Source organism: Rhodohalobacter sp., assembly GCF_041686455.1.
Lineage (GTDB): Bacteria > Bacteroidota > Rhodothermia > Balneolales > Balneolaceae > Rhodohalobacter.
In genome coordinates, this window is the sequence record NZ_JAWLDW010000033.1 from 1 (window position 1) to 25192 (window position 25192).

Below are 25192 nucleotides of genomic sequence, written 5' to 3' on the forward strand. Positions count from 1 at the left end.
TGAATAACAAGCCTGAGCTTATCTTTTTCTTCCTTCTCTGTGAGACCGCCACTTTTTAATTCGTCAATTAATGTTTCAAGTGCCCAGATAATATCGCCATCCTCCTCCTGTTCAGTCTCCTCGTATGTCTTTCCTTCCGGAATTGTTGCCCAGTGCCAGGTTCGGGTATAATCATATTCACTGTCCGAGCGGATATCGTCCATCCAAACGGCAGATAAGGATAATGAGCGATCCCCTAAAATTTCATAAACGCGATCACGAGCCTCTTCGGCCAGATATACATCCGCAATTTCTCCGGTCACATAGTGCCCGATTTGTCCCCACTTTTGATACTCTTGATGTTCAATGTCTCCAGTATTGAAAAACAGTGCTGCAACTAAAATCAGAAATCCTTTCATAACTCAAAGAAGTATTAAATTCGTTTTTATTTAAGGTACAATCTTTTCCCTGAACAGTCTATGTATTACGATATTTATTCAGGCCGTAAATCTGACAATTTCTTGTACAGTTTTTTCTCCTCTGTTGTCAGATTATCCGGAAGCTGAAGAGATACTTTCACGTAGTAGTTTCCTCTCTTTTCCGGCATGTTAAACTCCGGTACTCCTCGACCGGCCAAACGGAACATTTTCCCGTTTTGAGTACTCTCCGGAATATTAAGTTTCACCTTTCCTTCTAAAGTTTTAACGGTCAAAGTTCCGCCCAAAGCTGCTTTATGTACCGGCAGATCTACCATTTGAATGATGTCTTTTCCTTTTCTCTCAAAACCCTCCGGCTCATTGATTTTAATTTTCAGGTAAAGATCTCCTTTTCGTCCTCCGGCTCCCGGCTGGCCTTTTCCTTTTAACTTAAGCCGTTTACCATCTTCAATACCCACCGGTATTTTCACCTTCATCTTTTCGCTGCCAACACGAAGGTGTTTTTCGGCACCGGTTAACACATCTTTTAGATCAACCTGAACAACAGCTTCTGAATCAGCAACTGCCGAAGCAGTACGTCTTTGCCCTCCGGTTGTAAAACGTTGCCTGCCTTGCGCACCTCCAAATGGGTCACCGCCGTTTTCGAATTGTCCTCCTCCGAATAGTGTCTCAAAAAAGCTGGAGAAAGGACTGCCACCACCTGTAGATTGCTGGCCACCGCCAAAAATGTCATCCATATTGACATTTACGCGTTGACGACCTCCGCCTCTCCTGCCGGCATACTGCTGCCAATTAAAATCATCTGCACTCGCACCGGCTTGTTCGTATTTTTTCCAGTCAGACCCGACTTTATCGTACAGCTTTCTTTTCTCAGGGTCTTTTAATACCTCGTAAGCCTCCCCGATTTCCTTGAATTTTTGCTCAGCTTTTTTGTTGCCCGGATTCTTATCAGGGTGAAATTTCGCTGCCATTTTTCGGTACTTCTTCTTAATCTCCTCCTGCGAAGCATCCCGGGGTACATCTAATGTTTTATAGTAATCTTTGTATTCCATAGCTCTTGTAAACTTTTACTTTGATTTTAATATTTGCAAAAGTAGTGCCATGCCCCTCTTAAATTGTTGTATTGGCAGTAAACCTGACGGAATGGAGGTTCGTAGGTCGCAGAAAAAAATCATTGCTCAACGGGTCGCTGACCCGTTTGAAGGAATAATAAGTTCAATAACACCGCGGAGACCTACACCCCAAACGGCTTACGCTGCACTCCCCTCAAGGGGAGACTTGCCCTTAATTATCATCTAAACAAAAACTAAACCGAATAAAAAAGCCTCTGCCTGAAAATCAGACAGAGGCTCAACCTTAACCATTACAAGGTTTATAGTTCGAAAGCCACAAAAATATTTCTTCCCTGGCGATTTACCTGAAGCAATGCCACGTCAGTACCTTCATCGATCAAGGTTTGAACAGCTCCATAGAACTCCTCCGGCTGCGTTACCGAAGTGCCGGCTACCTGAGAGATGACGTCGCCTCTTCGCAGACCTTGTGAATATGCACTGCTTGCTTCGCTAATTTCACTAACCACTACTCCAAAAGCCTGAGATTGTAAATTCAACTGCCGGCGAATGGAATCTGTCAGTTCATCAACTGCAAAGCCGAGACTTTCACGAAGATCCTCACGATCAGAGGTGCTCATTTCAGCGGCAACCTCTTCAGTGTTCAGCTCACCAAGTTCAACAGTAAATGACTCCGTTTCACCGTCCCGGAAAACCTCAATCTCTACTTCTGTTCCGGGTGCAGAGTTGGCAATAGTAACACGAAAATCGTAGAAGTCACGAACAATGGCGCCATTCAGTCGGACTACAACGTCGCCTTCCTGAAGCCCGGCTTCTGCAGCAGGTCCGTCTTCAACAATGTCACCAATTACAAATCCTCGTGGACTATTCATTCCCAATGCACGTGCCATGGTGCGATCAACTTCCCCGCCGAGAGAAATACCAAGATAACCGCGAGCAACGCGTCCGTCTGTAATCAGTGACTCCATAACGCTTCGAGCCATATTTATTGGAATTGCAAAACCTACTCCCTGGTTACCGCCGCTACGGCTGGCAATTGCAGTGTTAATACCAATCAATTCACCATCAACATTAATGAGCGGACCTCCGGAGTTACCAGGGTTAATTGCAGCATCTGTCTGAATGTAATTTTCAAATTGGTTCAGACCCAGTCTTGAACGGCCACTGGCACTTACAATACCCATAGAGACGGAGTGCGCAAACTGATTTCCCAAAGGGCTACCTATCGCAAATACCATTTCACCGGCTCTCAGATCCTCGCTATTGCCAAGCGGAATTGCTTTCAGATCATCATGATCAATTTTCAACACGGCAATATCACTCGCTGGATCTGCCCCAATAATTTCTGCATCAAGGTCTTCACCATCAAAAAGGGTAATTTTAATTTCATCGGCATTATCAATCACATGATTGTTCGTGATGATATATCCTTCCTCCGATACAATCACTCCTGACCCAAGGCCCTGACGCTGAAACTCTCTTTCTTGATCCAAACTAGGATCATCAAAAAAGAAAGAAAATGGAGATTGCTGCCTTTGGCGAACCGTTTGGGTAGTGTTAATAGTAACCACAGTAGGATTGGCTTGTTCAGCGATATCAATAATAGCGTTGTTAAATTCTCTCAGTGTCCCTACCCGTTGTGTATCTGCAGTCTGTGTTGATTCATTAAACGCTGGCAGTTTAGAATCTGTCGGGTCTGAATCGGTTTCATTTCCAAAATTCAACCCGATAAAGAAAAACGCCACAGCTACTGCAGCTATTACACTTTTTGTTATTCTATCCATAAATGTCGACTCATTTTATTTGAATTATATCAGCAGATGTTTTTTCTGCCTCGCCCTATTTCGGACGGTTTTTAAAATCGTTTTTTTACTAACGCAACGACCTACGGTTCCTTGTTCAGATAAGAAATCGTACGAACATCAGAGATTTTAACTTTCAATAATCCCGATTTATTGCCCAAAAAAATGCCGGAGACACTTGTCAAAGGATCTCCGGCGCTAACTAACCTGCTCTCTTAGGGGACATATGAGAACAGCTCTTACTACTAACTGTTTATTTGATGTCAATCTGTTTTTTCATCTTCTCTTCGCTCTTATCGATGGTGATATTTAAGATCCCATCCTGATAAGTTGCATTGATACTATCATCATTCACATCATCTGGAAGCTGGAAAGTTCGGGTAAAATTGCCATAGTGGCTTTCCACTCTGTGGTATGTTTTACCTTCTTCCTCTTTTTCAAATTTTCGCTCTCCGCTGATAGTCAAACGACCTTTCTCAAGGTCAATCTGAATATCATCTTTCTTCATTCCTGGAAGTGTTACATCTATAACGTACATCTTCTCAGTTTCTGATATATCAATTTTGGGAGCGAACGAATTTTGTCGATTTGCAACTGCATCCTTGAAAAATTCATCCATGATATCTGAAAATCGCTGTCCGAACACATCTGTTCCGGGTTTTGAATATCTAACGAGTGCCATAATGACCTCCGATTTTTAAGTTGTTGTTTAAAAGTTTAATTCAATAATTCACTGTTAATAGTTGCAATACGGATGCCAACAACAGTTTTACTGCCATACTTGTCATGTACGGCAGATTTTTTATGAAGTAGTTTCAGAACAGATTATCAGCCGTGACCGGCTGTCATTCCCGGGAAGACAGAGTGACTCCATCACACTGTTATTCTGTCTGTTTTTCTTGGCCTGTTCAAAATTCTGGAAATAATAGACAGGCAGGAATACTACTTGTTGCAGGCTTTCAGCCTGCTCATTGATTAGATTCATACTTTGGTGTTGGGGCGTCGCCCCAAACTGAGTTGTTTTAGGCTTTCAGCCTTTTGATTTTCTTGAACCAACGGGAGGCTGATTCCCAAATTTAGTCAATTTTGGACCTTCAATAATCCCCCCCATGTTCATCAACATCAACTTCCGACTCCTCTAAATCTCTTCCATTCTTTTAATCCTCTTCAGATTGTTTTTCGCTGACGTCCAGTAGAAGGAATCTTTTAATTATGAGAATATTTTGACTGGTTGGTTGGAGATCCGTGTCTCAAATTGGGATATTGAAGACTTTCAGCCTTTGGGTTTAATGAAACCGTTTACCACTCTGATGCCGTATGCAATTCTACTCAGGAGTTCAATGTTAATCCTCACCAATATAAATCTAATTCAACTACTAACTTCTATCATTCAACCTTTATTCCTTTTCGGGATATTTTCCCTACCACTTAGAATTTGGATTTATATAGGCTGAAAGCCTTTGACAACCCAAACCGGGGCAACGCCCCGGGAATCAATCAACCATCAAGTCGGGCAGGCTGAAGGCCTGCAATAGATCAAACCTGTATTAAAAAATTTCTGTAAGTAAACCTTGATTTATGGGCCATAACAGTAGGTATTTCAGAATCACACAATCAAAACTAAACACCTTCCATGGGCCAATCTCTATCAAAACTATACATACACCTGACTTTTTCTACCAAAAACCGGCTGCCATTAATCCCCAAATCCACCAAAACCGATTTACACTCATATTTGGCAGGAACCTTCAAAAAACTGGAAAGCCCGGCACTCATTATCAACTCCGTACCGGATCATATTCATGCGCTGTTTCGAATGTCTAAAAATGTGAGCTTGGCAAAAGTTGTGGAACAACTCAAGAAAACTTCTTCGAAATGGAAGAAGGTAAACACAGGCAATAAGTCTTTTTATTGGCAAACGGTTTACGGAGCCTTTTCGGTTAGCAGTTCGAAAATCGAGACAACAACTCGGTACATTGCCCATCAGGAAGCCCGTCAGGAAGTACATCATCAACATCTGAGTTATCGCGAAGAGATCGAAAAATTCATACAAAAGTATGATGTGGTTGAATATAATCCGGACTATTTTTGGAAAGAATAGGTAGGCCTGATGTGTTGCCTGTTGCAGGCTTTCAGCCTGCTTTCCGATTTGATTTGTTTACTCAATTACTTGGGTCGGTGCCCAAAGCTGGGTTGTTTTAGGCTTTCAGCCTATTTTTCTGAACCATTAATCGTCCGAATGACGAAAACCACCCGACTCAGGCCATAAATTTTTAACCCTCACTGTTCATCAGGTCAACTTCTGAGTTTTATCTTAAAGCTCCGTTCATTTAACCTTGTTCGGTTTAATGCCAACCACCGCCCAACAGACAGAATTACTTAATTTTGTGATTAATTGAAATATTTTCGGCTTTCAGCCTTTTGTATTTTTGTGAACTGATTATCTTGGCTACCATAACCGGACAACGTTGGACTATCAATTTTTAATTCTCATAATCGAAAATGCCCAACCTGCGATTTTTTACTTTTTTCGCACTTCTTTTATTCCTCTCCGGGCTGATTTCCGTCACTGCTCAAGAGTCGGAATCATTCCACTACGAGGTAACGGATGATCATTTTCGGGTTGAACTGGATCACGGCGTTTATGAGATCTCTTTCTACTCACCCGAAGTTGCAGAGGTTACTTTTTTCGAGAGTGGCCAAACAGAGTATCCATCTTCACATGCGGTTGTTCTGGATAAAAAGTTTACTTCCTTCGATCTGGATGACACCGGTAATCATGTGGCGTTGCTAACCGATGGGCTTCAAATTTTTATTGAGAGGCCCTCAGGCAATATCTCTTTCTACTACAATGGAGAGAAACTGATTGAAGAACGAAACGGATTTCAATCAACAGAAAACGGGTTTGAAGTCGATTTCAATATTACCGAAACAGAAATTCTGATGGGCGGCGGCGCCCGTGCACTTGGAATGGATCGGCGTGGTCATAGACTGCGGCTCTACAACCGGGCTCATTACGGTTACGAAACCCGATCTGAATTGATGAATTACACCCTTCCAATGATTCTTTCATCCAACATGTACGCCATACACTTTGACAATCCCACTATCGGCTGGCTCGATCTGGATAGCCAGTTTAACAATACCCTCTCATTTGAAGCCATTTCGGGCCGCCAAAGTTACCAGGTTATTACCGGTGACAGTTGGGAGAAGATCATTGAAAATTACACACATCTGACCGGATTCCAGCCACTCCCACCCCGCTGGGCTCTCGGTAACTTTTCAAGTCGATTTGGGTATCGGTCACAAGATGAAGTTCTCTCAACCATCGATACATACCGGGAGGAAAATGTACCCGTCGATGCTGTAATCATGGATCTATACTGGTTTGGAAAAGAGGTAAAAGGGACCATGGGTAATCTTGCGTTCGATCGCGACTCTTTCCCAGAACCGGAACAGATGATGGATCAGCTCGAAGATCAGGGAGTAAAAACCGTTTTAATCACCGAGCCCTTTGTCGTCACTACCTCCGATCGATGGGAAGAGGCTGTAGAAGTGGATGTGCTCGCCAAAGATTCACTCGGTAATCCGGCCACGTACGAATTTTTCTTTGGAAACACCGGCTTAATTGACGTTTTCAAACCGGAAGCCCGCAATTGGTTCTGGAATATTTATCAGGATTTGATTGAGATGGGTGTGCATGGCTGGTGGGGGGATCTGGGCGAACCGGAAGTTCATCCCGAGCACTTAATTCATCACACAGGAACTGCCAATGAAGTTCACAACATCTATGGGCACGAATGGGCAAAACTGGTTCATGATGGCTATCGTGAAAACTATCCGGATGTTCGGCCATTTAACCTGATGCGCGCCGGATATTCCGGGTCGCAGCGATTTGGGCTGATTCCATGGTCGGGCGACGTAAATCGCACTTGGGGAGGACTACAATCCCAGCCTGAAATATCTCTACAAATGGGTCTGCAGGGTCTGGCTTATATGCACTCCGATTTAGGAGGTTTTGCAGGAGATCTGGTGGATGACGAAAAATATATAAGATGGCTTCAGTACGGCGTATTTCAGCCAATTTATCGTCCGCATGCACAGGATGATGTTCCTTCTGAACCGGTCTTCAGAAGTCGGGAAGCCCTCGATCATTCCCGAAAAGCGATCGAGTTACGCTACAAGCTGATTCCCTATATCTACAGCCTCGCCTTTGAAAATTCCACTACCGGAATGCCTTTGATGCGTCCTCTCTTTTTTGAAGAGCCGGAAAATCACGAAATCTATAAAGTAGCAAGCAGCTATCTGTTCGGGGATGACATTCTGGTTTCTCCCATTATGGAGCCCGGCAAGAAAAAACAGAAGGTTTGGTTTCCAGGAAAGTCGAATTGGTTTGATTTCTATAACGGTGAGAAGTATCGTGGCGGAGTACAAAATTTTATTGAAACAGAAGATGAGTCGATCCCAACTTTTATTCGGGGCGGAGCTATTATTCCAACGGCAGAGTTGGTACAGTCATTGGACAACTACTCCATCAATGAGTTAAACCTCACCCTATACTACGATTCATCCGTGCCTTACTACAAAACTTCCGTTTATCATGATGATGGGTTAACCTACGATGCCTACAAGAAGAAAATGTATGAGCTGCTACACATCAGCTCGTCGAACCGAGAGGATAAATCTATTATCCGTTTCATGAAGGAGGTTGGTAAACAGTTTACGTCAGAGATTGAACCAATCAATTTGACCATTCGAAATGCTTCTAAATATGTTAAAAGTATTCAGCTTGATGGAGAGCCAATTGAATTTCACTTTCAGAACGATATGATCAAGATCGAAAACCTTGAACTATCCTCATCCCGGCACGAACTTCTAATTCATTGGAAGTAACAGAATTACTCAGATTCCTGACCAAAATCGTAAATCTCAGGAAGTTCAAACAACTCTCTGAAAGCAAAGAAAAAGCCTGAGTAGGATTTGGCCGGACTTAAACGGCGTCCGGTTCCGGGTCCTTCCACAGCTTCCCCGAATATATTCCACTTTGTGCCTTCATTGTCAACCATCACAATGGGTAACTGATCCTGAACTGCTTCGAATTCCAGTTCCACTCCGTCTGAGAACATTTTATAAGCGATAGCAAAACTTCGCCCACTGCTGCCAATAACAACAAACTCCTCTCCCGCAATACTGTCACGAATAACTTCAATTCCCGAATCGAACTTACTTACCTCATAAAGACGTACAGTTGAACTGTCATCCAGATCCTCATCAATAAACACACCGTGTACTCTCGCCTTGTCGGGCAGTCTGACGTCGGTTTTATGAACTAAAGGGAATACGATGATGCCATCTGTTGTATTGTAATCTTTGCCATATGCATATGAGTTATAGGCCCTGACATGACCGGTAGAAGTATTCATCACTTTAGAATCAGGATACATTTGTTTCCAGGTTTCCCAGGTTGTATCCAATACATTTAGCGGTTTGATACTCGCACCTAAGTGCTCTCCATTAATCGCCCGAAGCCTCATTTGAGACCATAAAGTCTCCGTTCTTCTATCGTATGCAATTAAATTATTTCTGAAAATTAAACCGGACGTACCAAAATCGGGTCCCTGCTGTGGATTCCAGGCAATACCTGTAGCCGTAAGCGGGCAGTACGTAATTGTAACTTGAGTGTCATCATTTACAACTTCGTGCCAGTCCAGTATCTGAACCGGGTAGCCAATAACTTCTCCTCCTTTCACCATACCAATGATCCGCCTTTCGTCAGGAATAAAATCCACATCGGAGGCCGTGGTAAACTTGGGATTTTCGATTGGCGGAATTCCATCTTTGCCGGGACCTCCGTCCAGTACTTGATGTTCAGGAACCAGCCATTCAACATCTGTGTCGATATCTATTCCTCCAAAATTGCCTCCCGAAACCGAATTGGTATCACAGGCTGATATCGCAAAAAGGAGAAGCGAAACTGAAAAAGTAACGCCCATAGCTCTATAGAAAAAAGTAGCTGGTGTTTTCATAATGACTAAATTTTTGTTTCTAAGTATCCCTGATGGGCAATTACATGCTCACATCAAATAGACACACCTCAATACAGAATTCTTACCTGTACTCCGGATTTTCAAAATTCCAGCGCGTGCCGTCATCCCACGCTTCACGGGAATTTCCGTAGTTCGAATAACCACCCTGATCCTTCAGCATCTTGGCAAGATGAAGCAGGTTGTACGTCATAAACGTTGTGTTTCTGTTTGTAAACTGATTTTTTTGTGCGTTAGATTCTTTATCCAGATAACTCGGACCGGGACCGGCCTCACCGATCCAGCCGCAGTCAGCCTGTGGCGGTATCGTATACCCTACATGTTGAAGTGAATAGAGCATATTCATGGCACAATGCTTAATACCATCTTCATTTCCCGTAATAACACATCCTCCAACTTTACCGTAGTAAATATACTGTCCCTTTTTATTTTGCAGACCACTCATCGAATATAGACGCTCAATCAATTTAGAAGCTTCTGAAGACTTTTCACCAAGCCAGATCGGTGTGCCAATCACCAAAACATCTGCTGCTTTTACCTTTTCCCAGATTTCCGGCCAATCGTCTTTTTCAGCACCATACTCTGTCATATCCGGATATACACCGGGCGCTACGTCATAATCAGCAAAACGAATACATTCCGCCTCTACTCCCTCTTTTTCCATAATTTTCATGGAAACATCAATGAGTCCCCGTGTATGGCTTTGGCGGGGTGATTTTTTAAGCGTGCAGTTTATGTACAATGCTTTTAAATTCGAAAAATCGGGTTTATTCATTGTTTGTCTTTTGTTGAAAATTTTCATTTAAAAATAAAGCAGCCCGGCTTCTAACCGAGCTAGCGTAGGAGTTATGCGTTTGTCGCGTGTCAATCAAAATGTCACAATCTGATACCCGTCCTGAATAAATGAACGCAGACTTGGATGATCATCGTAATCATCCAAAAGATCTATATCAGTCTTTCGAACTTCGTTGATGACTCCAAATGCCTTGGAGCAAAATTTACAGGCCCCGTGAATATTCCCTTTTACAGCCTGATAAAGTGGATGAGCATCGTGTTCTTCATCCGCAAGCTGAGGCACCCACGTGGTTCCTGCTCCGTCGAAAACAATTTTCACCTCATCATCATGATCTTGTAGTTCTTTAGCGAACTCAAGAGCATTAACAATTCGCCCAAGCGATTCATGACTTCCGGCTTCAGCCAATACTACAATTGCTATCTTACTCATCAGTTTTTGGTTTAATGAACATTACTTACTTGTCTGATGATCTGTTCAGCAATATTCTTACTTCGATAAAAATTTCCGGAATAAAGATCAGCAAAACTTACAATCCCGTTCTTCCATTCAATTCCTGTCTGATAAGCCTATCCTAAGCATCCCCTTCCTGTATTGCATGTAAGAACTCTCACATTTAACTCATCCAACTCTTAACCACATTAATAAAGCTACTGAGGTCTATACACTATGAAATCAATTTCTACACTTACTCTATTATGGCTTTTATTATGTGCAGTAACTCTAAACATTGAATTTGCCTACGGGCAGGATTTCTCTAATTGGAAGACCGACTTTGCTAAAAAGAGTATTGACTTTGAAAGCCTTGTTCGTGGTGGACCACCCAAAGATCGGATCCCCTCCATCGACGAACCGGAATTTGTAATATTTGATGCTGCGGATAGTTGGATATCTGATGAAGAGCCTGTCATAGCATTTCAATTAAATGGAACTGCCAGAGCATATCCGCTTCAAATTTTGATCTGGCACGAAATTGTAAACGACCAATTTGAAGAGATACCGGTTTTAATCACGTTTTGTCCTCTTTGCTACTCGGCCATTGTTTTTGACCGCCGTATTGATGGCGAAGTTCACGAGTTCGGTGTATCCGGTTTTTTGCGGCACTCGGATATGATCATGTTTGACCGAAAGACAGAGTCCCTTTGGCAACAGTTTACAGGTGAGGCAGTAGTAGGTGACTATACCAGAACTGAGCTAACCGTTTTACCCAGCCAAATCATCTCTTATGAGCAGTTTAAAGATGCTTACCCGGATGGAGTAGTACTTTCAAAAGATACCGGCCATCAACGACCTTACGGCCAAAATCCATATACAGGATATGACGACATCAACAATACTCCCTTCTTAATGGGAGATATTGAAGATGATCGTTTACCGCCAATGGAAAAAGTTATCGGAGTTCGGGTTTCTGATGTACAAAAGGCATATCCCTACAGTTTAACAAAAGAATCGGTAGTTATTAATGACACCATGGGGCAAACTCCGATTGTGGTTTTTCATACAGAAGGTGCCCGGTCTGCACTGGACGCTTCAAGTATCTCGCAATCTCGTGAAGATGGGTCTACCGGTGCATTCCATCGAAGTGTAAATGGTCAAACGTTGGAATTTGCATACAGCTCAGAAAAAATTACTGATCAGCAGACCGGAAGTACGTGGGACATATCAGGAAAAGCCATCGAGGGAGAATTAAAAGGCGAACAGCTTGAACCCCTGATTTTCGGTGACTACTTTGCATTTGCCTGGCTTGTTTTCTGGCCTGACTCAGAGCTCTATCAGCAATAATCTTAAACCGGAAATTATGCTATGAAGTCAATTGAACTTACATCTGCTATTTCATGCCCAAATTGTGGCCAAGAACATGTTGAACAGATGCCAGAGGATTCCTGCCAGTTTTTCTGGGAATGTCCTTCATGCGGAAATATAGCTAAGCCTCAGAAAGGCGACTGCTGTGTATTCTGTTCATATGCCGACATCCCCTGTCCACCTATTCAGAAATCTCAGATCAACTAATCAGAACTCTTTTTTTTAAAATTTCTAAAATCACTCAAAAAATGTCAGACGCACAACACTTCGATGCTATCGTAATCGGAACCGGCCAGGCCGGGCCCTCATTAGCGGCACGCTGCGCTTCGGTAGGACTCAAAACCGCTGTTATCGAAAAAGACAAGTTTGGCGGTACCTGCGTCAATACCGGGTGTACTCCAACTAAAGCGATGGTTGCCAGTGCTCGCGCCATCCATATGGCCCGGCGAGGAGATCAGTTTGGATTTTCTATTGATGGTGAAGTCACCGTTAACATAAAAAAAGTAAAGGCCCGGAAAGATGAATTGGTCAAAAACTCTACAGAGGGTGTCGAAAACTGGCTTCGAAGCACCGAGAATCTCACCGTTATTCAGGGCCATGCGCGGTTTGTTGATAATCACAGCATTGAGGTAAACGGCGAAAAACTAAGTGCAGAAAAAATCTTCATCAACACCGGAGCCAGGCCATTTGCACCTCCTGCCTTGCAGGCAGTCGATTATATGACAAATGCTGAAATTCTTGAGCTTGAGCAAGTTCCCGAGCACTTAATCATAATTGGCGGAAGTTATATAGGCCTGGAATTTGGACAGATGTTTCGCAGGTTCGGAAGTGAGGTTACCGTCGTAGAACAGGGAGAAGAGATCATTGGCCGGGAACATCCGGACACATCCCAAACACTCCGTGAAATATTGGAACAGGAGGGAATCAACTTCCGGTTGAATTCGAAATGCATCAGCGCAACTCAGTCAGGCCAAAAAATAACGGTGAACTTTGACTGTACAAGTGGACCTAAACAAATCAACGGTACACATTTGTTGGTTGCCACAGGTCGAAGACCCAACTCAGATAATTTGGGACTCGAAAATACTGATATTGAACTCAATGAGCGAGGCTACATTTCTACAAATGATAAACTTCAAACCACCGCTAATGGCGTATGGGCCTTGGGAGATGTGAATGGAAAAGGCGCTTTCACCCATACCGCCTACAATGATTTTGAAATTGTGGCTGCAAACTTATTTGATAAAGATCCTCGAAAAGTTTCTGATAGAATCTTGAATTATGCCCTGTACACCGATCCGTCTCTCAGCCATATTGGAATGTATGAACATGAAGCCAGAAAATCGGATAGAAATGTATTGATCGGATACCGGGAAATGTCGCGCATTGCCAGAGCCAAAGAACGGGGTGAAACTCAAGGCTTTATTAAAATTCTGGTGGATGCCGATACCCAAAAAATCCTTGGAGCTACCATCGTGGGCATTGACGGGGATGAGATCATCCATTCGCTGTTGGATATAATGTATGCCGACCAACCCTACACGGTCATCAGCCGTGCGGTTCACATTCACCCTACCATTTCTGAATTGATTCCCACTATATTGCAAAATCTTGAACCCCTGGATTAACAAATGGCATATTCCATTTACAAGTGTCATTCAACCCTTAATAGACTGATGATGAAAATGTAAATCAGTGTCAGAAGAATTATTCATATGTTGAGTTGTCTGATATTGATTATAAGCTTTGTAGACTGGCCGAAAACTCACTAACGATCCCCATGACTTTGATGAGCAACAGTTCTGCAACTCATAAAAGATTTAGGAGTGTTGGAACGAGTTTTTAGACTCCACACAGGTAATCAGTTATTTTCATCTTAAAAAATAAAATCATGCGTTTACTACTAAAAACTATCCTTCTACTTATTTTAATAATGTCATCCTCCATAATGTACGCTCAGGAGGGAATAACTACGATACAAAGTGACTTTTCGGTAGAAGAGACGGCTAACCGGCTTGAAAAAGTACTGACAGATAATGGTATTACAATTTTTAATAAGATTGATCACCGGCAAGGCGCATCAGGCGTAGATATGGAGTTATCACCAACCATTCTATTTATCATTGGAAATCCGAAGCTTGGAACTCCGGTCATGCAGTGTGCCCAAACAGCCGCCATAGATCTGCCACAAAAAATGTTGATTTGGGAAAATTCAGAAGGTGTAGTGCAGGTTGGTTATAACAACCCGGAATATCTAAAAAAACGTCATTCAGTTACCGGATGTGATGAGGTTCTAAAAAAAATAGATGATGCACTACATAATTTTTCAGAATCGGCAGCGAAAGAGTAGTAAACTCCGGAGATTATTGATTAAATCAAGAAGATCAGAATTGTTTATTAAAACAGTGAAATGGAATATCTACTGGAAAAGGCGGACCTAATCACTCTACAGTGCCGCAAAAACTGTCACAAATGAAGCTGCTTAGCTATGGCATATTGGGGTTTTATATAGATACCACCTTGATGGTTTTAAGCGGATTAGTATCCTATCACAACAGATTGCGGGCAGTGTTTTTTTGAATTTTAGTTCTTTTATCCAACCTAATGTGTCTGATAGGGTTGCTTTTCTAACAGTTTGATTTGTGTCATGTCTTTCAACCAGCGGCACTTTAATTTGAGCTTAGGCAAAACCTTTACTCACTGTTACTCTCCAGAAGCTGAATACAAAATTTACGATCGGAATCGATCCAGGTGGCTACCGGGGTAAAATAAGGGTCCGCAATGGCCCGAAAGGATTCCTGAGAGTATTTGTGAGAATTCTCAGTATGAATCGACTCACCCTGCTTGAAATTGAACGCTTCATCCTCCACATGCACAAGCTGATCTTTCAAGCTGATCAGGTGCATCTCGATCCGGCTTTTATCACGATTAAAAATCGCTCGGTGTTCAAACTGATCAACATCAAAATCGGCACGCAGTTTTCTGTTGATATGAGTTAATATATTTTTGTTGAACGCAGCCGTAACTCCCTGCGAATCGTTGTAGGCTGCCAAAAGTACATCCTCACTTTTGATCAGATCAAACCCAATTAGAAGTGCACCGTTTTGTCCCACCAGATTCGAAACCTGTTGTAAAAAATCAGCCGCTTTCTCTTTCGTGAAATTCCCTATGGTTGATCCCGGAAAGTAGGCTACAGTACGCACCTTATCCGGCGGACAGGGCAGATCAAATGGGCGTGTATAGTCTGCTCCGACCGGCTCAATGTCTATGTGCGGAAATTCTGATTTCAGTTCATCGACCGTTTCCCTAAGGAATTTTCCTGAAATATCTACCGGAACATAAACCTTCAGGTTCGGAATCTCATCCAGCAAAAGTCGCGTTTTTTTACTGCTTCCACTGCCCAGCTCAACAAGCTGAATTTTCTCACCCAGTGCGCGGTGAATTTCGGAAATGTTATTGCACATGATCTCCAGTTCGGTGCGTGTGAGGTAATATTCATCCAGATCGCATATATGCTCAAACAATTCCGAACCCCGTTTATCATAGAAGTACTTGCTTGGAAGGGTTTTTTGTGATTTTTGTAAACCGGACAGAATCTCTTCCGTCATAGAGGTGGTTCTATTTTTTTCTTGTACTTGTACAGCGGTATCCATCTGTTTTATGATTCGTTTTTATTGTGTGGGTATGGTTCATTTAGCCAATCTGATGCCGGTAAACTGCCACCGTTCGTTTGCATAAAAGAAATTGCGATATGATTTCCTGAAGTGTGATTTTGATGTAGCACAAGATCCGCCTCTCAACACATACTGATTGCACATAAATTTACCATTATACTCCCCCAGTGCGCCCGGCAGTGGTTTATATCCCGGATAGGGTGAGTATGAGCTTTGCGTCCACTGCCATGCCTCACCAAACATTTGCTTAAGCCCTTCTTTTTCTGATTGCAGGGCAATCGGGTGGAGATATCCGGCGTCTGCAAAACTACCTTGTATTTCCAGAGCATCTGCAGCTATTTCCCACTCCTGCTCTGTAGGTAATCTGTACCCCTTCCATCGTGCATAAGCGTCCGCTTCAAAATAGCTCACGTGCGTAACCGGGTCATTCGGATCTATTTTCACCAGTCCGGAAAGAGTAAATTGATACCACTCTCCATCTATCTTTCTCCAGTGCAGAGGAGCCTGCCACTCTTCATCACGAACAGTAGAATATCCCTCATCCAGCCACCACTTTGTCTCGCTGTAAGCTCCTGACTTCATAAAATCCATATATTCTCCATTCGTCACCAATCGGTCTGCTAGCTCAAAATCATGTATATATGTCTTGTGACGAGGAAATTCGTTGTCGTAACCAAAGCCTTCTCCTTTATGGCCTACCTTGTAGACCCCTTCCTTGAATGGAACCCACGAGATTTCAGGCAGCGATTTGATTTTGGGCCGTTCCACTTCTTTATAAACCGGATTGAGTGGATTTTGTGAAAACATATATTTCAAATCCGTGAGAAGAAGCTCCTGATGTTGCCGCTCATGATGAATCCCAATCTCCACAATTGGGCCCCAGTTCCGGTACTGTTTATCCGAAGCATTTTTCAACAAATTCACCACATACTCATTTATACTTTGCCGGTATTCATAAACCTGTTTAACGGTTGGACGCGAAATATTACCTCTTCGGGCCCTGCAATGCGGAACACCTGTCTGTAAGTAATAAGAGTTAAACAGGTAGCTGTACTGAGGATGTATCGGATCATAGTCAGCTAGCTCCCTTTCCAGCAGGAAAGTCTCAAAAAACCAAGTAGTATGAGCTAGATGCCATTTTGCAGGACTTGCATTTTCTGTTACCTGAACCACGTAATCCTCTATTTCCAATGGCTCCGTAATTTTCTCCGTAAAGCTCCTAACCGCTAAAAACTTTTCAATAAGTTCGTTGGGTGTCCATTCAAAACTACCCGCTACATTTTTTTTTGCCGCCGGTGCATTGCTTTTGAGAGTCTCTTCCATGGCTAAATTATTTTAACAGTTTCTAATTAGTGATGACATCAAACCTTCCGCTCTTACATACATATAAATTAAAAACTGGCTGTATAGGTTCATTTTAAAATTAAATATCAATTCGTAAGACTTTCACACCTCTTCACATCTAACCTTTTTAAACAATACATCTAAAACTGATCAATCCAAATGAACCCTTCTCGAATCAAACTCTTTTTGTTATTAGTATCCTTAATGCTCACCATTAGTGCCTGCTCATCTAACCAATCCGACCAAACCAATTCGCAAACTGAAGTTGAACCCGCTCCGGATTTTGAAGTCACCACAATTGATGGAGAAACCATTCGCCTGGAGTCATCCCTGGATGAAGGTAAACCTGTTGTGATCTATTTTACAGCCTCCTGGTGCCCGATTTGTGCACAAAACTGGCCGGTACTTTCCGAAGTTTATCCGGAATTTGAAGATCGACTCACTCTCGTGGCTATCAGCATTGACCCTACAGATGATGTGGAAACAATGAGAGCATTGGCAGAAGAGAAAAACTTTCAATTCCCATCCACGCACGGTATCCCTGAAATCATGTTGGATTATGATGTTGACAGCCAGGCTACCACAGTAGGTGTAAATCGCGATGGAAATATTGAGTTCAGACGCAATAAAACAGCGCTGTCTGCCGATGAATACCGTGAACTTTTTACACGTCTTGTTGACTAGTATCAATCCACTACTCGCTGCTTTAGCTTTAGTATAGATTATTAAGTTACGAATTTATGGAGTTTATCTATTTCTCATTTCTGCAGGGTGTGGTAGCTTTTTTTGCACCCTGTGCTGTGGCACTTCTTCCCGGTTATATCATTTCATTTATTAGCAGGGAAGCGTCAGGTACCCCATCAAGAAATGAAAAATTACTGCGTGGCTTAAAGCTAGCATCTCTAAGTATTCTCGGGATTTTAGTCATTTATTCCATTGCCGGCGTATTGATTGCGGTTGCGAGTCAACTTCTGAAGGCGTACATGAAGTGGATTACGATGGGAATGGGAAGCTTAATCATCATTCTGGGCATACTACTCATAGCAGGCAAAAGCATTGCATTTTCTGTAGACATCAAACGAAAATCAGACCGCTCTGAAATCGGAGAAGCCTTCTTTTTTGGGGTGGCATATGCAATTGGGGCTTTGGGATGCCTGTTTCCGCTGTTCTTAATCGTTGCAACTCAGGCAATGGGTGTTCCATCTGTTTGGCTGGGCGGATCGTACATACTGGCATACTTTTTGGGAATTAGCCTGATGATGATCACAGCAATATTATTTTCATCTTTTGCCCGTGATTTTTTCATGAAATATCTTCGAAAACTCCTTCCCCATATGGAAAAAATAACCGGGGTGTTGCTCATTCTCGCCGGAACTTACGTGATCTACTACCAAATGATATTAATATGACGAACATAGTTAATAAGTAAAGTTCAAACTATTTCTAAATAACCCTTTACTTAAACCCGTATTCTTTTATTTTCTACGAATAAGTTCTCGACAGAAAGGATAGAAATACCGGAAAACCTATGTTCAACTGGTTTAAAAAAAGTAATAAGAATAAAAAGCCATCTCGATCCAACGAAGATTGGGTAGAGCAGCTTACACCTCCACCCTCGGAAGAGTCCATCTCACATTTGAGGATTATTTTAGTCCGCGGACTAAAACCGGCTCTTTATAAATACGTTGACCGGGAGCTGGATCAGTTTGTAGAAGATACTGTACAAGATGCATTGTTGAAGATCCTGGATAAGGTTGACACTTTTCGCGGGGAGAGTAAATTTACAACCTGGGCTATGAAGATTGCCGTACGAGAGGGACTCTCTGAATTAAGAAGGGCCAAATACAAGGATATTTCACTGAATGATCTGGTTGCAAATGATGATGAGTCGGGCAGGGATGAGATTAATCAGATGAGCTTTACCGACGACCAACCCGGTCCAGATCGTGCTACACACGAACAAATGATCCTTCAAAGAGTTCAGAAAATGATTGATGAAGAACTAACTGATAAACAGAAGACCGCTATGAATGCACTGATGATGCATGGTATCCCCATTGAAGTTGTTGCCGACCAGATGGGCACAAACCGTAATGCACTCTATAAACTGGTACACGACGCAAGACTAAAGATGAAGGATCGACTTATGGCAGAGGGAATTGATCCGGATGAAATGTTAAACCAATTGTAAGATTTTTTTTCACTGAACCGTCTAAGATTCGAAAGATTTAGGAAATAGATATGAAACTGACACAAGAAAAACTTAAAAGCATGATCCGGATGGTCAAGATGACGCTGGATCACGAAATCGGGTGTGATGACTGTTATGATCAGCTGCATGAATTTGCAGAACTGGAACTGCAGGGTAAAACTCCTGAAAAGGCAATGCCAAGTGTGAAAGAACACCTTGAACGCTGCGGTAACTGCCGTCAGGAATATGAAGCTCTTCTGAAGGCGCTAGAATCAGTAGCCGCTTAACAAATGATATGACAGCCGAACGGTAAGAATTTACCTTGTTGTTACATCAAACAAGCAGAACGCTTTAAACATTTAAGCTTGTATCAACAAATGGTAAATCAATCCCTTTATTCAATTCTCCTGTTGAGCTTTTTGCTCATATCCTGCGAGTCGGTATCTACCAATACTTCTACATCAGATAATTCCAACACGGACAACAGTTGGCTTATCCCGGAAGACCAAGTATTTGTAGGCGCCGGGCGTGATGATATCCCTTCTATCGATGATCCTTCATTCAAACCGGTCGGCGACATTAATTTTCTTGAAGATGATGAGCTTATCATAGGAATTAAGATTGGGGATGAAATCAGAGGATATCCCCATCAAATTTTGAATTACCATGAGATTGTAAATGATTTTATCGGTGATGAAGCTGTGGCTGTCACTTTTTGCCCTCTCACCGGATCTGCCATGGCCTGGAATAGAGAAATCGAGGGAGAAGTTACGGAGTTTGGCGTTTCCGGGTTGATTCACAAAAACAATCTCATCGCTTACGATCGCGCCACAAATTCCTACTGGAGTCAAATGCTCGAACAGAGCGTGAATGGTGAAAGAATTGGTACGAGATTGCAATCCTACGGTATTATTGAGATGAACTGGGAAGCCTGGAAACAGCATTTCCCGAACTCTGAAGTACTCACAGGCGAGACCGGATTTGATCGTGACTACTCATCTTACCCATATGGCAGAAATTATAGTATTGACGATGACAACATTGTATTTCCGATAAACCGGGAAGACGACCGGCTAGACCGGAAAGAACTCGGCCACGGTGTTTTATACAATCTGGACTTACATGTATTTGTCCTATCTGATTTTCCGGAATCCACTATAACCGTGAATAGAAATGTTGCCGGTGAAAATCTTTTGATTATCGGAAATTCCGCACAGGACTTTATCACTTCTTACTCTTCTGTAGCATCCGACGGAACTATACTGCGCTTTTCAGTTACCGAACAAGAACAACCGGCGCTTCTGGAAGATGATGAGGGTAATATTTGGAATTATTTTGGCGAGGCAATTTCAGGTCCCAGAACAGGCGAAAAGTTGAAACCCATTCACTCATACAACGCTTACTGGTTTGCCTGGGCAGATTTCTTCGGCCTGGATCCGAGAAGACCCCATATTTCTACTCCTTAAAAACTGTAAAACATGCTTCGAAAAATAATTTATTTGGCTTTACTGGCTGCGTTCAGCCTTTCTGCCCAGTTTGCAAAAGCTCAAACATGCAGCTGTGCCGGAGCTCCACTTTTGGGATCTCAAAGTTTGGGTACAACTGAATCAGGGAACCTAGTGATAGGACTCACTCACGAATACAACGATATTTCCAGCCTCTACTCCGGTAATTCGTCACTTGATGACACAAATACAACACGTGCCACAAATTCCACTCTGCTGGAAATCAATTATGGTTTCAGCAGAAGGCTATCTCTTTCCGCAACATTTAGTTATGTGACAAAAAACAGGATTACCGGCCGTTTGACTTCCAGCCCCGATGATATTACAACACGAGGAATAGGTGACGGTATTTTCCTTTTGAAATATGTTTTAAAAGAGCACTCTCTGGCTTCACAATACTCCATTGCTTTGGGCAGCGGTGTGAAGGCTCCCTTTGGTACTACATCGCTCCGAAACAACGGCTTTCAGATGAACGCCGACATGCAGCCCGGGTCCGGTGCATGGGATGCAGTTTTTTGGAGCTATGCATCTGCTTCATTTGTCCCTCTTACCGACTTTTCAGTCTATATGCTAAACTCATACCGTCTTACGGATAAAAATGATCGCTTCGGAGAAAATGATGAATATAAATTTGGCAACGAATGGATCACTATGGTCGGGACGGGAAACTCGCTAACGGATCAGCTCGGTTACTCCCTCTCATTCCGCTTCAGATATACAACTTCAGACCAGCGAAACAGTCAGGATATGCCAAATACCGGAGGAACCTGGCTTATGGTTAATCCTGCTCTCTCCTATGATCTTTTTGACCAGTTAACAGTTCGGCTTAGCGGTAACATCCCGGTTTACCAAGATCTTGAAGGAACTCAGCCAACAACATCCTACACGGCATCTCTCTCACTATTCTACTCCTTTAACAAGTCTGCCGATTTTGTGAAGTATTAATTGGATTATTGATGGGCCACGGAAACACAGAATATTTTAATAAATGTATTTTAAGTGAATCTGTGACTCACGGACTTTAGTTATTTCCAGAGTTACGAATTTGCTCTTTATACTCTGCAAAACTGAGGTTTACCACATCACCGCCGCGAATATAGCCCAGCAGTAGTATGAACTCATTTTCATAGGCAAAACCTCTGTATCTGCCGATAACATCACCCTCACTATTCATAAACATGATTGTAGGGGTTGCATCTATTCGCATTTGATGACTAAATGATTTTTGGCTCATCTCTTGATCCTGATAGATGATTTTTTCTTCTGACTCAATATCAATTGCTACCGGAATAAATCCCTTCTCGACTTTATCCTGAATTGAATCCTGAGGAAAGACCTCACTTCTCATCTGTTTACAAAAGCCACACCATTCCGCTTCAAAAAAGAGAAACAGGGTTTTGTTATCATGATCAGCCGATGTTATGGCAGAGTTAAAATCATTCCAGTTGAGTGAACCGGACTGAGCTTTTGCCCGGTCAAAATCTGCAAGGGTAAAAAGCAAAAGTATAAAAAAGGGTATGTATTTTTTCATCATCATGTGTTCTTCAAAATAGAGACTTATCTGTTGTAAACAGATGTAATGATGAACTCTACCCTTACTTCACAAAGACTCTGTAATCCCATGGTTCTATTTCAAGAGTTGAATTTTCATCAAACTCGACAGATTCATCACTAAAATAATTGATGTATTCACCGTGATGAAGAGATTCAGTAAATACCACTGACTTCCGCTCTTCAGAAAAATTAATTACAGCAAAAACTTTACCGTGGTCATCCTCACGTACAAAACTAAGCACACTCTCTTCTGAACTGTTGGGTACATGAATCATCGTCGCGCCCCATTCGGAGTGCCACAACGCGGAATTCTCCTTCATCAGGGAGATCAATTTCTTGTAGAGCTCACCGATTGGGTGCTCCTGCCACTCGATTGGGTCTTTCTCAAAAAACTCCAATCGGCGATCATTTCCTGCCTCCTGTCCGTTGTAGACCAACGGCATTCCTTCTCCAACAACAGAGAGTACAATGGCTGCTTCCAAACCATCTCCAAAGTTCTCATACATGGTGCCTTCCCATGCATTTTTGTCGTGATTACTTACAAAAGTCATTCGCATGCTCTTTTTCGGAAATGCGCTCTCATTCCAGGAGTAGTAGACATAGAGCGAACTCAGATCTTCAGCATCACCTGTAGTTATTTGTTCCACAGCCTCGTACCAGCTCCAGGCGTAAGTCATATCAAACGCTTCGGCATGCAGATCGCGCGACTCCCACTCAGCCAGCATGAATACCGGTTTAACTTCTTCAAGTTCTCGGCGCACGTTATTCCAGAATTCGATCGGGACAAATCCTGCCACGTCGGCACGAAAACCATCAATATCGGCCTCCTCAACCCAGTATTTCATCGCCTGGGTCATATATTCCCGCACTTCGGGTTTGCTGTAATCCAGGTCGATGATATCGGACCAGTCCCACCAGGGGGTCGGACGAAAATTTCCTTTCCAGTCGCGCGCATACCAGTCCGGATGTTCTTCCGTGAGCGGATTATCCCACGCGGTATGATTGGCCACCCAATCCAAAATCACATACATGCCCAGCTCATGAGCCCGGTCTACAAACTGCTTTAGATCTTCAATATCGCCAAACTCCGGATTGACGCTGTAATAATCCTTCACTGAGTAAGGACTTCCCAGCGTACCCTTTCGGTTCTTTTCCCCGATTTCGTGAATCGGCATCAGCCACAAAATATCCACCCCCAAATCCTTCAAACGAGGAAGGTGTTCCTCAGCGGCATTGAATGTTCCCTCTTCGGTAAACTGCCGGGTGTTGATCTGGTAGATCGTGGCGTTTTTACTCCATTCCGGATGGTCAAGCTTCACATAATTTTTGGGCTGATACGGATCGGAATTTTCTGAACAAGCGGACATAAGTAAAAGTATTGAAATGAATAGAAGCGGCAGATGAAAACGTTTCAAAAAAGTCATAGAAAAGTAGATTGAATGAAAAAAGGCAGCACTCAACCCTTTCGATTAAATACTGCCTTTAAAATAATTGAAAAACGACAACCTACAATGAAATTGAATTACGACCGGTAGCTTTTATTCCATTCTCTGGCCACAAGAAAAGCCATTTCCAGGCTCTGCTCATAGTTGAGCCGTGGATCACAGTACGTTTCGTAATTGGTGCCCAACCCGGATTCATTCAGGCCGTTGGCTCCGCCCACACATTCGGTTACGTTATCACCGGTCAGTTCCAGGTGAACGCCGCCCAGATAACTTCCCTCAGCACGGTGAACGGCAAACGTCTCCTTAATTTCATCCAGGATATCATCAAACCGGCGTGTTTTAACTTTATTCTCAGTAGCAAACGTATTTCCGTGCATCGGATCACAGCTCCAGACGACCGGGTGACCGGCTTTTTTCACGGCTTTGATGTATCTCGGCAGATGCTCTTTCACTTCGTCTACGCCCATCCGGGAAATTAGTACAATTTTTCCGGCCTCGTGATTTGGATTGAGCTTGTCCATAATTTCGATCGTCTCATCCACATCAAATGGAGGGCCGACCTTGATTCCAATCGGATTTTCAATTCCGCGCAAATACTCCACGTGAGCGCCGTTTAGCTGCTTGGTTCTATTTCCAAGCCACACCATGTGCCCGCTCAGATTGAACCACCCCTCTTTTCTCGGCACCTGACGCGTCTGTGCAGAATCGTAATAGAGATTAAGCGCCTCGTGCGAGGTATAAATATCTATCTTATGCAGTGTAGTGAATGTATTTGGCGTGATAGTTTCCATAAAGTTGATCGCCTTATGAATCGAATTCACCATTGCTTCGTAGTCTTTGTAATACTCATTATTCTGCATGAAATCGAGCTCCCACTGTTCCGGGTGCTGCAGATCGGCAAATCCCTCATCGGTCAGCGCGCGAAGAAAGTTGAGCGTCAGGGCTGATTTTTCATATCCTTTAATCAGACGCTGCGGTTCGGGAGTCCGGGCCTCCTTATTGGGTTCAAAACTGTTGATCAGATCGCCGCGGTAGTTGAGCATCTCCACGCCGTCAATCGTTTCGGAATCTTTGGACCGCGGTTTGGCGTACTGACCGGCAATACGTCCCACCCGCAGAATCGGTGTTCCCATCTCGTGCACCAGAATAAAACTCATCTGGAGCATAACCTTCAGCATATTCACAATTTTGGGAGACGTGCAGGCATCAAATGTCTCTGCGCAGTCTCCACCCCAAAGCAGAAATCCTTCGCCCCGTGATACATTCGCCAGTTTGGTTTTGAGCGCCTCGATCTCCCACGATGTAATAAGTGGCGGCAAACTTCTAAGTTGTCGGTACGCACTCTCCAACTCTACTGAATCGGGATAGGGCGGCAGCTGCTCAATCGGTTTGGAATTCCAGGAAAGCGGACTCCATCCATTTTCATTTGGTTTCAGTTCGATATTGAGCGGATTTGCAGTTTTGGGGTTGGTTGTCATTGAGTGAACATATACTTGAGATTTCAAAAATAGCCTTAAAAATAAGGGGAATTCTGCATAAAGCCTATTTTTT

The 25192-nt window shown here is 43.0% G+C and carries 25 protein-coding genes; 12 read left to right on the forward strand and 13 right to left on the reverse strand.

Annotated features, from left to right (window positions below; translation table 11 throughout):
- The 5 genes from ACESM0_RS06015 to ACESM0_RS06035 form a co-directional block, all read right to left on the reverse strand.
- Positions 1 to 398 (reverse strand): S1/P1 nuclease (locus tag ACESM0_RS06015; RefSeq protein ID WP_372904638.1); only part of this gene is annotated, 398 nt, incomplete at its 3' end.
- A 74-nt stretch (positions 399 to 472) separates the two neighbouring features.
- Positions 473 to 1468, reverse strand: coding sequence for a DnaJ C-terminal domain-containing protein (locus ACESM0_RS06020; RefSeq protein WP_372904640.1), 996 nt, complete (start codon positions 1466 to 1468; stop codon positions 473 to 475).
- A 320-nt stretch (positions 1469 to 1788) separates the two neighbouring features.
- Entirely contained in the window at positions 1789 to 3270 is a 1482-nt protein-coding gene (locus ACESM0_RS06025; protein ID WP_372904642.1) for a Do family serine endopeptidase, read from the reverse strand.
- Positions 3271 to 3541: 271 nt separating this feature from the next.
- Positions 3542 to 3970, reverse strand: coding sequence for an Hsp20/alpha crystallin family protein (locus ACESM0_RS06030; RefSeq protein WP_372904644.1), 429 nt, complete (start codon positions 3968 to 3970; stop codon positions 3542 to 3544).
- A 120-nt stretch (positions 3971 to 4090) separates the two neighbouring features.
- A complete protein-coding gene (locus ACESM0_RS06035) occupies positions 4091 to 4273 on the reverse strand; it encodes a hypothetical protein (RefSeq protein ID WP_372904646.1) in 183 nt (60 codons plus the stop codon).
- A 648-nt stretch (positions 4274 to 4921) separates the two neighbouring features.
- On the opposite strand from ACESM0_RS06035, the gene ACESM0_RS06040 reads away from it, so the two are divergent.
- On the forward strand, positions 4922 to 5389 hold the full coding sequence (locus tag ACESM0_RS06040; RefSeq protein WP_372904648.1) for a transposase: 468 nt from the start codon (positions 4922 to 4924) through the stop codon (positions 5387 to 5389).
- Positions 5390 to 5790: 401 nt separating this feature from the next.
- Positions 5791 to 8181 (forward strand): TIM-barrel domain-containing protein, encoded by a 2391-nt coding sequence (locus ACESM0_RS06045; protein ID WP_372904649.1) that lies wholly within the window; start codon positions 5791 to 5793, stop codon positions 8179 to 8181.
- Positions 8182 to 8186: 5 nt separating this feature from the next.
- Here ACESM0_RS06045 and ACESM0_RS06050 read toward each other — a convergent pair whose 3' ends face one another.
- The 3 genes from ACESM0_RS06050 to ACESM0_RS06060 all read right to left on the reverse strand — a co-directional run bounded on the left by ACESM0_RS06050 (position 8187) and on the right by ACESM0_RS06060 (position 10557).
- On the reverse strand, positions 8187 to 9314 hold the full coding sequence (locus ACESM0_RS06050) for a DUF3179 domain-containing protein (protein ID WP_372904651.1): 1128 nt from the start codon (positions 9312 to 9314) through the stop codon (positions 8187 to 8189).
- Positions 9315 to 9396: 82 nt separating this feature from the next.
- Positions 9397 to 10107 (reverse strand): flavodoxin family protein, encoded by a 711-nt coding sequence (locus ACESM0_RS06055; protein ID WP_372904653.1) that lies wholly within the window; start codon positions 10105 to 10107, stop codon positions 9397 to 9399.
- 93 nt (positions 10108 to 10200) lie between these two features.
- On the reverse strand, positions 10201 to 10557 hold the full coding sequence (locus tag ACESM0_RS06060) for a hypothetical protein (protein WP_372904655.1): 357 nt from the start codon (positions 10555 to 10557) through the stop codon (positions 10201 to 10203).
- Positions 10558 to 10794: 237 nt separating this feature from the next.
- Here ACESM0_RS06060 and ACESM0_RS06065 point away from each other — a divergent pair, with 237 nt between their 5' ends.
- The 4 genes from ACESM0_RS06065 to ACESM0_RS06080 all read left to right on the forward strand — a co-directional run bounded on the left by ACESM0_RS06065 (position 10795) and on the right by ACESM0_RS06080 (position 14278).
- A complete protein-coding gene (locus ACESM0_RS06065; RefSeq protein ID WP_372904656.1) occupies positions 10795 to 11907 on the forward strand; it encodes a DUF3179 domain-containing protein in 1113 nt (370 codons plus the stop codon).
- A 21-nt stretch (positions 11908 to 11928) separates the two neighbouring features.
- The gene (locus ACESM0_RS06070) at positions 11929 to 12135 is read left to right on the forward strand and encodes a GDCCVxC domain-containing (seleno)protein (RefSeq protein ID WP_372904658.1); all 207 of its coding nucleotides are present in this window, start codon (positions 11929 to 11931) and stop codon (positions 12133 to 12135) included.
- A gap of 41 nt (positions 12136 to 12176) precedes the next feature.
- Positions 12177 to 13556 (forward strand): FAD-containing oxidoreductase, encoded by a 1380-nt coding sequence (locus ACESM0_RS06075; protein WP_372904660.1) that lies wholly within the window; start codon positions 12177 to 12179, stop codon positions 13554 to 13556.
- 305 nt (positions 13557 to 13861) lie between these two features.
- Complete coding sequence (locus ACESM0_RS06080) at positions 13862 to 14278, forward strand: DUF302 domain-containing protein (RefSeq protein WP_372904662.1); 417 nt, start codon at positions 13862 to 13864, stop codon at positions 14276 to 14278.
- Positions 14279 to 14621: 343 nt separating this feature from the next.
- On the opposite strand, the gene egtD is transcribed toward ACESM0_RS06080, so the two are convergent.
- Together egtD and egtB are read right to left on the reverse strand one after the other, a co-directional pair.
- A complete protein-coding gene (gene egtD / locus ACESM0_RS06085) occupies positions 14622 to 15581 on the reverse strand; it encodes an L-histidine N(alpha)-methyltransferase (protein ID WP_372904664.1) in 960 nt (319 codons plus the stop codon).
- A gap of 36 nt (positions 15582 to 15617) precedes the next feature.
- Positions 15618 to 16925, reverse strand: a complete 1308-nt coding sequence (gene egtB / locus ACESM0_RS06090; protein ID WP_372904666.1) for an ergothioneine biosynthesis protein EgtB — start codon at positions 16923 to 16925, stop codon at positions 15618 to 15620.
- A 207-nt stretch (positions 16926 to 17132) separates the two neighbouring features.
- On the opposite strand from egtB, the gene ACESM0_RS06095 reads away from it, so the two are divergent.
- The 6 genes from ACESM0_RS06095 to ACESM0_RS06120 all read left to right on the forward strand — a co-directional run bounded on the left by ACESM0_RS06095 (position 17133) and on the right by ACESM0_RS06120 (position 21587).
- On the forward strand, positions 17133 to 17630 hold the full coding sequence (locus ACESM0_RS06095) for a peroxiredoxin family protein (protein ID WP_372904668.1): 498 nt from the start codon (positions 17133 to 17135) through the stop codon (positions 17628 to 17630).
- A gap of 56 nt (positions 17631 to 17686) precedes the next feature.
- The gene (locus ACESM0_RS06100; RefSeq protein WP_372904670.1) at positions 17687 to 18355 is read left to right on the forward strand and encodes a cytochrome c biogenesis CcdA family protein; all 669 of its coding nucleotides are present in this window, start codon (positions 17687 to 17689) and stop codon (positions 18353 to 18355) included.
- Between the two features lie 119 nt (positions 18356 to 18474).
- Positions 18475 to 19137 (forward strand): RNA polymerase sigma factor, encoded by a 663-nt coding sequence (locus ACESM0_RS06105; protein ID WP_372904672.1) that lies wholly within the window; start codon positions 18475 to 18477, stop codon positions 19135 to 19137.
- A gap of 50 nt (positions 19138 to 19187) precedes the next feature.
- Positions 19188 to 19424, forward strand: a complete 237-nt coding sequence (locus ACESM0_RS06110) for a hypothetical protein (protein WP_372904674.1) — start codon at positions 19188 to 19190, stop codon at positions 19422 to 19424.
- 123 nt (positions 19425 to 19547) lie between these two features.
- On the forward strand, positions 19548 to 20603 hold the full coding sequence (locus ACESM0_RS06115) for a DUF3179 domain-containing protein (protein WP_372904676.1): 1056 nt from the start codon (positions 19548 to 19550) through the stop codon (positions 20601 to 20603).
- Between the two features lie 12 nt (positions 20604 to 20615).
- The gene (locus tag ACESM0_RS06120) at positions 20616 to 21587 is read left to right on the forward strand and encodes a hypothetical protein (protein ID WP_372904678.1); all 972 of its coding nucleotides are present in this window, start codon (positions 20616 to 20618) and stop codon (positions 21585 to 21587) included.
- Between the two features lie 76 nt (positions 21588 to 21663).
- On the opposite strand, the gene ACESM0_RS06125 is transcribed toward ACESM0_RS06120, so the two are convergent.
- From ACESM0_RS06125 to ACESM0_RS06135, 3 genes are all read right to left on the reverse strand, one after another.
- Positions 21664 to 22173 (reverse strand): thioredoxin family protein, encoded by a 510-nt coding sequence (locus ACESM0_RS06125; RefSeq protein ID WP_372904680.1) that lies wholly within the window; start codon positions 22171 to 22173, stop codon positions 21664 to 21666.
- Positions 22174 to 22237: 64 nt separating this feature from the next.
- Positions 22238 to 23620 (reverse strand): alpha-amylase family glycosyl hydrolase, encoded by a 1383-nt coding sequence (locus ACESM0_RS06130; protein WP_372904682.1) that lies wholly within the window; start codon positions 23618 to 23620, stop codon positions 22238 to 22240.
- A 98-nt stretch (positions 23621 to 23718) separates the two neighbouring features.
- Entirely contained in the window at positions 23719 to 25119 is a 1401-nt protein-coding gene (locus ACESM0_RS06135; protein ID WP_372904684.1) for a class II 3-deoxy-7-phosphoheptulonate synthase, read from the reverse strand.
- Between the last annotated feature and the right edge of the window lie 73 nt (positions 25120 to 25192).